An 11,753-nucleotide genomic window follows, 5' to 3' on the forward strand; every position below is an offset into this window, starting at 1 on the left:
TCCACCTATTTCCGCATCAACGCAGCCAACACCGGACAGTTCGAGCGTACTCTCATTATTGCCGAAGACAGCAGCTACGTGAGTTACCTTGAAGGTTGCACCGCGCCCATGCGGGACGAGAACCAGCTGCACGCTGCGGTTGTTGAACTGGTGGCCCTGGACGACGCCCAGATCAAATACTCCACCGTGCAGAACTGGTACCCGGGTGATGAAGAAGGTAAAGGCGGCATCTTCAACTTCGTCACCAAGCGTGGCGCCGCCATCGGCAAGAACTCCAAGATTTCCTGGACCCAGGTCGAAACCGGCTCCGCGGTCACCTGGAAGTATCCGAGCTGTGTCCTGCGTGGCGAAAACAGCGTTGGTGAGTTCTATTCCGTGGCACTGACCAACAACTACCAGCAGGCCGACACCGGCACCAAGATGATTCACCTGGGCAAGAACACCTCCAGCACAATCATCTCCAAGGGTATTTCCGCCGGCAAGAGCTCCAACGCTTACCGCGGCCTGGTGAAATTCGGCCCCGGGGCGGAAGGTGCACGTAACTTTACCCAGTGCGATTCGCTCCTGATCGGCGACCGCTGCGGCGCCCACACGTTCCCTTACATTGAAAGCAAGAACAAGTCGGCCATCGTAGAGCACGAGGCAACCACCTCGAAGGTCAGCGACGAGCAGATGTTCCTTTGCCGCCAACGCGGTATCGACCCGGAACAGGCGGTCTCCATGATCGTGAACGGCTTCTGTAAGGAAGTGTTCAAAGAGCTGCCCATGGAGTTCGCTGTCGAGGCCGGCAAGCTACTTGAAGTTAGCCTCGAAGGGTCCGTTGGTTAACAGGACGGCAAGCACAAAAGTATCGCAGAAGCCGTCGGGCAGGCCCTTCCGGGATCGTCGAAATCAGGGATGATTTCGTCGAGCGTACAGGGATGTATTTACAGCGTATCCCGGAAGGGCCTGCCCGATGGCTGACTCCGCCCAGTTAGGGGCAGGCAACAGAATTCAGACGGTTAAATGAGAGAGACGCTACAAATGCTGAGCATCAAGAACCTGCACGCATCCGTTGAGGGCAAAGAAATCCTCAAGGGCATCAACCTGGAAATCAAGGCCGGGGAAGTTCACGCCATCATGGGCCCCAACGGCTCTGGTAAGAGCACCCTGTCGCAGGTGCTGGCAGGCAACGAAGCATTTGAAGTTACCGAGGGTGAAATCACCCTGAACGGCGACAACCTGCTGGAACTTGAAACTGAAGAGCGTGCCCGCGAAGGCATTTTCCTGGCGTTCCAGTACCCGGTGGAGATCCCCGGGGTGAGCAACCTGCAGTTCCTGCGCACCGCCGTGAATGCCATGCGCCAGCACAAGGGCCAAGACGAGATGAACGCGGCGGAGTTCATGAAGCTCGCCAAAGAAATTTCCAAGCAGGTGGATCTGGATCCGGCGTTCCTGAAGCGGGGCGTCAACGAAGGCTTCTCCGGTGGTGAGAAGAAGCGTAATGAGATCATGCAGGCCCTGCTGCTGCAGCCGAAGCTGGCAATTCTCGACGAGACCGACTCCGGGCTCGATATCGACGCCCTGAAGGTTGTTTCTGACGGCGTGAATGCTCTGCGCGCGGAAGACCGCGCCATCCTGATGGTGACCCACTACCAGCGTCTGCTGAACCACATTGTGCCGGACTACGTGCACGTTCTGGCGGGCGGCAAGATCATCAAATCCGGTGGCCGCGAGCTGGCGCTGGAGCTGGAAGAACGCGGCTACGGCTGGCTGGGCATCAAGGATGAAGAAACTGCCGACAGTTCAGCCAACTAAGGAGGTCGCGGAATGAAACCAGCACCCACTCTTTCCACCGCGTTCCTGCACCCGGCCGGGCAGTCCCTGCCGGAGCCCCTGCTCGCCCTGCGCAAGCAGCGTGGAACCGCTCTGGTCGACATGCCCTTGCCGACCCGGAAAACCGAAAACTGGAAATACTCCAGCAAGTACCTGAAGCTGACCGACGACATGGCCATCTCCCTGCCGGCGGATGGCAAGACCGGCAGCGGCCTGGCAGTGCCCGGCTACAAGGTTGCGTTCCTTAACGGTGTAATGATGCCAGAGGCCTGCGAATATCCGGATCTGGACGGCATCAGCATCAAGAGCTTCGGCGATCTGAGCGATGAGGAAGCCAGCGATCTGGCGGATCGCCTGGACAGCACCCTGGACAACAAGGCGGTTCAGATGGCCCGGCTGAATTCAGCCCGTTTTGAAGACGGCCTGCTGATTCGCCTGAAGCCGGACGCAGTGCTCGACCAGCCGCTGTTCATTGTTCACGAGGTAACGGCCGAGGCCAGCGGTTCGGCTTTCCCGCGCATTTTCGTGGATGCCGGCCGTCATAGCCAGATTACGCTGGTGGAGGAGTACATCTCCAGCGGCTCGGCCCAGGTCATGGTCAATACCGTCACTGAATTCAATGTGGCCGACGGCGCCAACATCACCAGCATTCGCCTGAACATGGAAGGCGAGAACGTCCAGCACATTGGCTCCACCGGCGTCCTGCAACAGCGCAGCTCGCGGTTTGAAAGCCATACCGTTGGGTTTGGTGGCCCCCTGCGCCGGCACGATCTGCAGGTTCGGCTTGAAGGTGAAGGCGCTGAGTGCAAGCTCAACGGGGTAGTTGTTACCCAGGGCAAACAGCACTACGACAACCACACCACCATCGAGCACGTGGCTGCCCACTGCAACAGCGAAGAAACCTATCGGAATATCGCAGCGGACCAGTCCCACGCCGTGTTCAATGGCCGGATTCATATCCATCAGGACGCCCAGAAGTCCAATGCGGATATGAACAACAAGAACCTGCTGCTGTCCAACGGGGCAGAGATTGACACCAAGCCGGAACTGGAAATCTATGCCGATGACGTGAAATGTGCCCATGGCGCGACCATCGGCCAGCTTGACGAAATCTCGCTGTTTTACCTGGTTTCACGGGGTATCGGCCGGCGTCAGGCGAACGTTCTGCTCACCATGGCCTTTATCAACGAGCTGGTCGAGCAGATTCCGGTTGAAGCAGTGCGGGAGACGGTCCAGGGCCGTCTGAACCACTTCTTCGAACAGACATTTCAGGAGGCGTAACCGGTTATGACCGATCTGTCCGTGGCAAGCACCGCCAAGCGCACCACCTTCGACGTGGACGCGATTCGCCGGGATTTCCCGATCCTGTCCCAGCAGGTAAACGGAAAGCCCCTGGTGTATCTGGACAACGGTGCGTCGGCCCAGAAGCCGGAGGCTGTGCTGGATGCCATGGATCGGTATTACCGTGAGATGCACTCCAACGTCCATCGGGGCGCCCATACGCTGGGAGACCGTGCGACCTCCGCCTTCGAGGGTGCCCGCGAGACGGTTCGAAACTTCCTGAACGCCGAAAGCACCCGGGAAATTATCTGGACCCGCGGCACGACCGAGGCCATCAACCTAGTTGCCAATGGGCTCGCCCCGCGCCTGAAGGCTGGTGACGAGATCCTGGTGAGCCACATGGAACACCACGCCAACATCGTGCCCTGGCAGATGATTGCCGAGCGCACGGGTGCGAAAGTGGTGCCTGTTCAGGTGACACCGGAAGGCGAGCTGGACCTCGAGTCCTTCACCAGCCTGCTCAATGAGAAGACCCGGGTGCTGGCAATCACCCACGTTTCCAACGTGCTTGGCACGGTGAACCCGGTGGCGGCCCTGATTGAACAGGCCAAGGCCCACGGCATCATCACCCTGGTGGACGGGGCCCAGGCGGTACCTCATTACCAGCCGGACGTTCAGGCGCTGGGCTGCGACTTTTACGTGTTCTCATCGCACAAGCTGTTTGGCCCCACTGGTATTGGCGTGCTTTACGGTAAGGCCCAGTTGCTGGAGGAAATGCCTCCCTACCAGGGCGGCGGCGAGATGATCGAACGAGTGTCCTTTGAACGGACCACCTGGAATACCCTGCCCTACAAATTCGAGGCAGGCACCCCGGCCATTGCCGAGGCAGTCGGACTGGGAGCCGCCATCGACTACCTGAACGGCCTGGATCGTTCCGCCATGGAAGCGGCCGAGACCGGCCTCCTTGAGCGGGCCAACCAGCTGGTGGAAACCGTACCCGGCATGGAGATTATCGGTACGGCAAAAAACAAAGTGCCGGTTATATCCTTTAAAATTGCCGGCCTGCACCCCAGTGATATAGGCACGCTGCTGGATCAGCAGGGAATCGCAATCCGCACGGGTCACCATTGCGCCATGCCGCTGATGGATTTCTATGGAGTTCCCGGTACAGCCAGGGCTTCATTCGCGTTCTACAACACTCTGGACGAGGTGGATACATTGTTTACCGCCCTGCAGAAAGTCCAGCGTCTGTTTGCCTGATGGAGGTGGAATTATGACAGCCGAAGTCTTCACCCCGACCGTCGCCGTCACCATGACGCCCAGCGCGGTCAAGCACGTGCGCAAACAGCTGGAGAAAAAGCCGGACGCCAAGGGCATTCGGCTGGCCATCAAGAAAAGTGGCTGCTCCGGCTTCAAATACGAAACCCAATGGGTGGAAGACACCGCCGCCGACGACAAGGTGTTTCACATTGATGGCGTCGATGTTTTCGTGAAAGAAGAGCATCTGCCGCTGGTGAACGGCATCGAGATCGATTTTGTGACGGAGGGCGTGAACTCCATGTTCCAGTTCCGCAATCCGAACGCCACCGCAGAGTGCGGTTGCGGCGAGAGTTTTACCGTCGCGTAATCCGATATAAAGATTGAAAAGAGCGAGGCCCGAACAGGCATGCAAGAACGGGAAGTGGTCCTGACCAAACGCGAGGTGGAAGCCCGCCTTGTTCCTTCCGGAACCGAAATCATGATTCCGTCGGACACCTTTGTGACCATCACGCAGTCGCTGGGTGGCACCTTTACGGTCGCTGTTAACGGTAACCTTGCCCGGATTGAAGGCCACAATGCCGACGCGCTCGGCAAGAAACCCCTGGAAAGCAGCTTTGAAACCCCGGAAGACGGCACCGTCAACGAAAACCAGGTCTGGGAAGCCATGCAGAACTGCTACGATCCGGAAATTCCGGTGAACGTAGTGGATCTGGGCCTGATTTACGAGTGCAGGATTGAAAATGGCACCGAAGACGGCAACCATGTGTACGTGCTGATGACGCTGACTGCCGCCGGCTGCGGCATGGGCCCGGTGATAACCGAAGATGTGAAAACCAAGCTCGAGCATGTGCCCAATGTGGACAAGGTGACCGTTGAACTGACCTTCGATCCGCCCTGGAGCAACGAAATGCTCACCGACGAAGCCAAACTCGAACTGGGAATGCTGTAAATGACTGCCAGTGAACAGGACTTTCTGAACAACCCCTTGGGTAAAGACACCACCCTGGATGACGTTCTCGATGGCTTCGAGCTGCTGGACGACTGGGAAGAGCGCTACGCTTTTATCATTGATCTGGGCAAGCAGCTTCCTGCGTTTCCCGAGGAATCCCGGGTTGAAGAAAACTATGTTCATGGCTGCCAGAGCCAGGTCTGGCTGATTCATCATTACGATGAAGACAGTGGCCGGCTGTACCTGTTGATTGACTCCGACGCCATGATTGTTCGTGGACTGGCTGCCATCATCCTGGTCGCCCTTAACGGCAAAACCCCGAGGGACCTGCTGGCCACGGACATTGATGAGTTATTCGAGCAGCTGGACCTGTTCCGGCACATTTCCCCGACCCGCGGCAACGGGCTCAGGGCGATGGTTGGCAAGATCCGCGACATTGCGGCCGCCGAGGTGGCCAACGCCAGCAATTGATGCCCGTCAGCCCTACCAGATAATCGCTATATCATCTCTCTGGATATTCACGATGCCGCCCAGTTGCGGCATGGTACCCCGGCTAAAATGCGGCTGAACTTTTTCGAGCGTCACTGACAAGTCGCTGTCCTGCAATTCTGGTGAGTCATCTGGTGATTCCAGGTAGCGCTTGCTGCGATAGATCTTCAACTCATCACCCGGCCTGAGGCCTGCTGTAGCCCCGGATTCCAGCGTTACAGAAAAGTCGTCTACCCGCGCAATTCTGGTCATGAAGGGCTGACACGCCAATGCATCCGTTACTGCCATCGCCATGTCTGCGATAACATTCTCGACAGCCTGACCGTAGGCGGTTTTCTGGAAGCCGGCAGAGCCGAACCCTGCTGAACTGCCAGGCCCGGCATCCCAATCGGCCGCGGCTTCAAATCTCTGACGATAGACCGGCGCGCCACTGAAGCCGTCGAAGATAACGAGATCAGCCGCAAATCGGCGCCGTTGATCTACCGCCCCGATGCCCCGCTGCATTTTATCCAGCACGGAGGTGCCCCACGCTGACGGATCCGCAACGCCAAGATCCCGGATAACGCCTGTCACTACGAACTGAACGCCCATTTCACGGGCCAGTTCCAGTACATTGGTCAATCGATTGTCGCCCTGTTGTACCGTAGGCGCGTTCAGCAGATCCGTGAACATCCGTGAGGTTGTCGCACCAAAGACCTGCAATCCGCCCTGAGCCACCAAACGCTGCTGGAGTTGTTGCGGCAAGATTTCGCCGGCGTCATCAATCCGCCCGACTCTGGCCTGGTCCGGATACAGGACAGGAAACCCGGTCACTGCGACGCGCTTTTTCAGGCGTCCGGAATCTCCAGATCCACACTGGCTGCGACTCTCGCTGATATCGCCCCGGACAATCACCCGCAACAGATTGCCACTCTGGTACTCATCAATTACCCGCACATTCCGGGCTCTGGCGCTTGACGCCAGATCCATCCGTGACTCAGTGATCACGCCGTTTTTCATGGTGTCGTGCGTGCTAACCCTGGCTTCATACTGCAGGGAAAGGTCCCGGATTGCGGCCTTGCGGGCCTCAGCCCGGGCGGCTTCCAGGTTGCCATTGTGGATATTGGCATGGCCCACGCCTTCCAGAACCACCGCATGGGCGGCAGAAACCACGAAGAGCGCCAGAGCTCCGAGCACAGCCAGTGACAGCAAGCGTTTCATAATTCTCGATACTCCCTAACACTCTCTATACTCTCGATCAATCAAGGTAATACAGGGAATCCACGCCTTTGCTCTGCACATCGCCCACGCTGTCATTTTCCTGCGGCATGGGAATCGGGCAGAGATCCTGCACCTGATCATCAGCAACCTTGGCCACACAGGCCCGGAAACGTGGCTCGAGCTTCAGTTCCATCACCGTTTCGAAGACACCGTCGCTGTGCTCGTTGACCGCGACCAACTTCGCGCCGCGAATGTAGCTGTCCACATAGGTTCTGAAGGTGTCGTTGCGCAGCACAAAATCATTAACGGTGGAACTGCCGTACACGACAGTACCGTAGACCCGTTCAACGAGATTCCGGTAGGCGTCCAGCTGGGAGGCCCGCCGGGCCATCAGACGTTTGCGGATATTTGAACGGTCGGCCGCAACATCCTCATAGGTCCCCAGACCGCTCACCCGCACAGTAATTGGCTCCAGCATCGTATCCTGGCGGGACTGGTTGCCGTTATCCCCCTGATAACTGCCAACCGGCGCACAAGCAGCCACCGTTGTTGCCAGCAGAGGCATAAGTATCCAGCGAAGGTTCATTGCGTGTCTCCAGAAAACGTCATTTCCGGTTTCCCATGAAAAAACTACGCCAGTTTTTCTAACTGCCTGATATTCCGATCAACAACTCCCAACCGTATTGTTTTGCAATCCCTATGCGGCAAAAAACTGCCTCTGTTTACACATCAAAAACAAACCGTTACCCCATGCGTCATGAGCTGGATAAGGTTCTGCCTTACCCTTTCAGGTACGTAACATCTATTTTGCCTTTTTACCTGACAGGATTCTTCATGACCGGATATCGCCTGACCAAACTTTCTCTGGCTATTGGTCTTTCCATTGCCACCAGTTCTGCACTGGCCAGCCCGCAGTCGTTTATGTCTGCCCGCTCTTTTGCCATGGGTGGCACTGGCGTCGCTGTAGCAACACCATCATCAGCGCCGATGGATAACCCAGCGATGATGGCCTCCGATCACCACAGCTGGAACGATGATTTTGGGTTGATGCTGCCCTCGGTGAATGCTCGCGCAGCGGATGAGGAAGAAACAGTTGACCAGGTGGATGATATCCAGGATGTAATCACTGATCTTGAATCGCTGGTTTCCGGTTTTGATCCCAATACCGACGACCCACAAAGTATTCAGGACGGCGCCGCCGATCTCAGCGACCGTTTGACCGAATTCGACAGGGACACCATGCGAGTGAACGCCGGTCTAGGGCTGGGCCTGGCTGTGCCGGGACAATCTCTGGCTGTCGGCGTGTTTACCAATGCAAACCTGACAGCAACCGTTCGTGGTGACGTGTCCGATCAGGATATTACCGCACTGAATGCGATTGCCACTGCAGCAACGGCCCAGGACGTTCAGAATGCCGTCGACCAGATCAGTACGAATGGCACCCTGAACCTGACATCACAAGGAAAAATACTGGCATCCGCCGTCGGGGAAGTGGGCATCAGCTTCGCACGGGCTTTTGAGCTACAGGATGGCAACAGCTTCCAGCTTGGCCTGTCGCCGAAATACGTGGAGCTGCGCACCTTCCAGTACACGGAAGCGGTTTCCGGTTTCGAAGATGACGAATTCGACGATGACCAGTATCAGACTGAAAAGAGCGGCTTCAACCTCGACGTGGGCGCAGCCTACAGCTTTGGTGATTCCAACCAGTGGAACACCGGAATTGTCGTTAAAAACCTGATCCCCATGGAGCTCGACTCCGCTGCGAGCCGGCCTTTGCTCGGAGAGGAAGTTCGCACATTAAAGCTGGACCCGATGGTTACAGCGGGCATCGCGCACAAGAGCGAATACCACGTTATCACCGCGGAAGTGGACCTGACCAAAAAGGAAGCCTTTGGCTTTGAGGACGACACCCAGTGGGCAGCCCTTGGCGCCGAATTCGACGCCTTCCGTTACGCCCAGTTGCGGGTGGGTGTTCGCCACAACCTGGCCAGCAACGATGACAACGACGGCATTGAAGAGAAAACCCAGTTCACGGCAGGTCTCGGACTGAACATTGTCGGCGTCCGCCTCGATATCGGCGCCCTGTACAGCGATGCAGATGCCGGTGCCGCCCTGGAGCTTGGCACCGCGTTCTGATGGAAAGCTGAAAGTGGGGTCAGATGAAGATTTCATCTGACCCCAAGCTCCAATCAAAGCCCGCCCGGGCAATCCGGGCGGGCTTTTTTATGGCCCTCATGCGTCACAGGTTTGCCTGCCCTGCCCGGGAACCGGATAATCCACCGACACACTCCCGAAAGGAATCAGCGATTTCATGCAGGCCTATCTGGTTGGCGGTGCCGTTCGTGACGAATTACTCGGCCTTGAGGTCAAGGACCGGGATTGGGTGGTGGTCGGCGCAACTCCAAAGGAAATGCTAGCCAACGGCTTCAAGCAGGTGGGCGCGGACTTCCCGGTATTTCTGCATCCCCGAACCCGGGAAGAATATGCCCTGGCTCGCACCGAGCGGAAACAGGGGCGCGGCTACCACGGCTTCACTGTTTACAGCGCGCCCGACGTCACCCTTGAGCAGGATTTGAAGCGCCGGGACCTGACCATCAATGCGATGGCAAAAGCTGAAAACGGCGATCTGGTCGACCCCTTTGAAGGCCGCAGAGATATTGAAGATCGCAAGCTTCGGCATGTCTCGGAGGCCTTCGCCGAGGACCCCCTGAGAATTCTTCGCACAGCCCGGTTCGCAGCCCGCTTTCACCCGCTGGGATTTTCCGTGTGCGACCAGACCATGGCCCTGATGAAGCGCATGGTGGATAGCGGAGAAGTAGACCACCTGGTGCCCGAACGGGTCTGGCAAGAATTCCAGCGGGCGCTGCATGAACAGGCGCCCGAGGCCTTTTTCGAAGTTCTTCGTGACTGCGGCGCCCTTGAGGTTCTTGTTCCGGAATTAGCTTCGGAAAAAGTCTTTCAACTCGCGATGGCGGCACTTGGCTGCGTCCACCGCCGCTTGCACGCCGAGACGGAGGAGCGTTTTGCGGCCCTGCTCTCCCCCCTGGATGCCCCTGTTGCAAAGGACAGGGGCAAAGCCCTGAAGGCACCCAATGACTGTCAGAATCTGGCGCGACTGGTTACTGCCTTCACACCCCAGATCCGGGACATTGATGCGCAAAGCCCGGAAGCCGAAACGCTTCTGGACCTGCTCGACCAGGCGGACGTCTGGCGCCGCCCGGAACGTTTTTCGCAACTCACGAAGGTGCTCGAGTGCGCCTTGCCGGGCGATTCCCTCACACTGGACCTGCTGCGAACCGCCTCGGAAGCGGCGACCGGCGTTGAGCCGAGAACCCTCCTGGCGCAAGGGTATAAAGGCAAGGAACTGGGCAGCGCAATCCGGACTGAACGCCTGAAACGCATCGGCGACGCCGTCGCCCCGACCAACCACTGAGGAGGCACCATGCCGTCCACAACGCCTGTTGCCCTGATCACCGGCGCAGCCCACCGTCTTGGCGCACAGACTGCCCGGACACTTCACGAAAGAGGGTGGAACCTGGTGATTCACTACCGGACCCGGGAAGAGCAGGCGAACTCACTGATTGCGCAGATGAACCGCCAACGGCCCGACTCCGCCTGCGCCCTGCAGGCGGATTTGAGCCAGTTAACTGGAGTGGACCGGCTGGCCAGTGACGCCATCGCACAGTGGGGCCGACTGGACGCACTGGTGAACAATGCATCGGTCTTCTACCCCACCCCGACCGCAGACGCCACCGAAGACGACTGGAACACAATCCTGAACACCAACCTACGGGCCCCATTTTTCCTGCTTCAGGGATGCCTGGCCGAACTTCGGCGAAACCGCGGCAGCGTCGTAAATCTGATCGATATTTACAGTGAAAGGCCTATCGATGATCACCCGCTGTACTGCGCCACCAAGGCCGGCCTGGCTGCCCTGACGCGCTCCTGGGCAAAAGACCTGGCGCCGGACGTGCGCGTGAACGGCGTATCGCCAGGCGCAATCCTCTGGCCAGAGGGCGAAGCCGAGATGGATCAATCCGCCCAACAGGCAATCCTTCAGAAGACGCCACTGGCCCGCACCGGCAACCCTGACGATATTTCCGAAACCATTGCGTTCCTGATCTGCGATGCGCCCTTTATCACCGGGCAAATCGTCTCTGTTGATGGCGGCCGAAGCCTGAACATGTAGTACAACCCGCGCATGACGGACCTGATCTTTGGCCGGTGACCGCTTTCCGGATACAATGCCAGCAGTTTTCAATCCTGTTCGCGCCGGCCCCAATCCCGCGCGCGCCACTGATCCGGAGAATTCCCATGCGTGATGTCGTTATTGTTGCCGCCCGCCGTACTGCTATCGGAACCTTTGGCGGAGGTCTTTCCAGCCTGAGCGCAGACCAGCTGGGAACCGCCGTCATCAAGGCACTAATGGAAGAAACCGGCGTTGCCGGTGACCAGATCAACGAGGTGGTACTGGGTCAGGTTCTTACCGCCGGTGTTGGCCAGAACCCGGCTCGCCAGTCTGCCATTAACGCCGGCATTCCAGCGTCGGTGCCCGCCATGACCATCAACAAGGTCTGCGGCTCAGGGCTGAAAGCGGTTCACATGGCGGTACAGGCCATCCGCTGTGGCGACGCCGAGATGATGATCGCCGGTGGCCAGGAGAGCATGAGCCAGGCGCCCCATGTGCTGCCCAACAGCCGGAATGGCCAGCGGATGGGCAACTGGTCCATGGTGGATACCATGATCAAGGACGGCCTGT

Annotated in this window: 13 protein-coding genes; 11 read left to right on the forward strand and 2 right to left on the reverse strand. The window is 58.2% G+C overall.

Annotated elements, in window-relative coordinates:
* The 7 genes from sufB to B2W52_RS10805 form a co-directional block, all read left to right on the forward strand.
* The coding region (gene sufB, locus B2W52_RS10775) for a Fe-S cluster assembly protein SufB (RefSeq protein ID WP_286802980.1) at positions 1-828 on the forward strand (828 nt) is incomplete at its 5' end.
* A gap of 195 nt (positions 829-1,023) precedes the next feature.
* Positions 1,024-1,797, forward strand: a complete 774-nt coding sequence (sufC, locus tag B2W52_RS10780) for a Fe-S cluster assembly ATPase SufC (RefSeq protein WP_008169344.1) — start codon at positions 1,024-1,026, stop codon at positions 1,795-1,797.
* A 12-nt stretch (positions 1,798-1,809) separates the two neighbouring features.
* Positions 1,810-3,096 carry a Fe-S cluster assembly protein SufD gene (sufD, locus tag B2W52_RS10785; protein WP_008169342.1) on the forward strand — a complete coding sequence of 429 codons (1,287 nt, stop codon included), beginning with the start codon at positions 1,810-1,812 and terminating at the stop codon, positions 3,094-3,096.
* A 6-nt stretch (positions 3,097-3,102) separates the two neighbouring features.
* Positions 3,103-4,356 carry an aminotransferase class V-fold PLP-dependent enzyme gene (locus B2W52_RS10790; protein ID WP_008169340.1) on the forward strand — a complete coding sequence of 418 codons (1,254 nt, stop codon included), beginning with the start codon at positions 3,103-3,105 and terminating at the stop codon, positions 4,354-4,356.
* Positions 4,357-4,369: 13 nt separating this feature from the next.
* On the forward strand, positions 4,370-4,723 hold the full coding sequence (locus tag B2W52_RS10795) for a HesB/IscA family protein (RefSeq protein WP_008169339.1): 354 nt from the start codon (positions 4,370-4,372) through the stop codon (positions 4,721-4,723).
* Positions 4,724-4,762: 39 nt separating this feature from the next.
* A complete protein-coding gene (gene sufT, locus B2W52_RS10800) occupies positions 4,763-5,305 on the forward strand; it encodes a putative Fe-S cluster assembly protein SufT (RefSeq protein WP_008169336.1) in 543 nt (180 codons plus the stop codon).
* On the forward strand, positions 5,306-5,776 hold the full coding sequence (locus B2W52_RS10805) for a SufE family protein (protein WP_008169334.1): 471 nt from the start codon (positions 5,306-5,308) through the stop codon (positions 5,774-5,776).
* Between the two features lie 12 nt (positions 5,777-5,788).
* On the opposite strand, the gene B2W52_RS10810 is transcribed toward B2W52_RS10805, so the two are convergent.
* Both B2W52_RS10810 and B2W52_RS10815 read right to left on the reverse strand, forming a co-directional pair.
* A complete protein-coding gene (locus B2W52_RS10810) occupies positions 5,789-6,994 on the reverse strand; it encodes a flagellar assembly protein T N-terminal domain-containing protein (protein ID WP_273070678.1) in 1,206 nt (401 codons plus the stop codon).
* Positions 6,995-7,031: 37 nt separating this feature from the next.
* Complete coding sequence (locus tag B2W52_RS10815) at positions 7,032-7,580, reverse strand: LPP20 family lipoprotein (protein ID WP_092032100.1); 549 nt, start codon at positions 7,578-7,580, stop codon at positions 7,032-7,034.
* Positions 7,581-7,828: 248 nt separating this feature from the next.
* Here B2W52_RS10815 and traF point away from each other — a divergent pair, with 248 nt between their 5' ends.
* The 4 genes from traF to B2W52_RS10835 form a co-directional block, all read left to right on the forward strand.
* Positions 7,829-9,130 carry a conjugal transfer protein TraF gene (gene traF / locus B2W52_RS10820; RefSeq protein WP_008169329.1) on the forward strand — a complete coding sequence of 434 codons (1,302 nt, stop codon included), beginning with the start codon at positions 7,829-7,831 and terminating at the stop codon, positions 9,128-9,130.
* Positions 9,131-9,305: 175 nt separating this feature from the next.
* Positions 9,306-10,427 carry a tRNA nucleotidyltransferase/poly(A) polymerase-related protein gene (locus B2W52_RS10825; protein ID WP_092032103.1) on the forward strand — a complete coding sequence of 374 codons (1,122 nt, stop codon included), beginning with the start codon at positions 9,306-9,308 and terminating at the stop codon, positions 10,425-10,427.
* Between the two features lie 9 nt (positions 10,428-10,436).
* The gene (locus B2W52_RS10830; RefSeq protein WP_008169327.1) at positions 10,437-11,183 is read left to right on the forward strand and encodes a pteridine reductase; all 747 of its coding nucleotides are present in this window, start codon (positions 10,437-10,439) and stop codon (positions 11,181-11,183) included.
* Between the two features lie 125 nt (positions 11,184-11,308).
* Positions 11,309-11,753, forward strand: a 445-nt coding sequence (locus B2W52_RS10835; protein ID WP_286802992.1) for a thiolase family protein, incomplete at its 3' end; no start/stop codon positions are given.

It is taken from the genome of Marinobacter sp. UBA2498 (genome assembly GCF_002341575.1).
GTDB classification, from domain to species: domain Bacteria; phylum Pseudomonadota; class Gammaproteobacteria; order Pseudomonadales; family Oleiphilaceae; genus Marinobacter; species Marinobacter manganoxydans.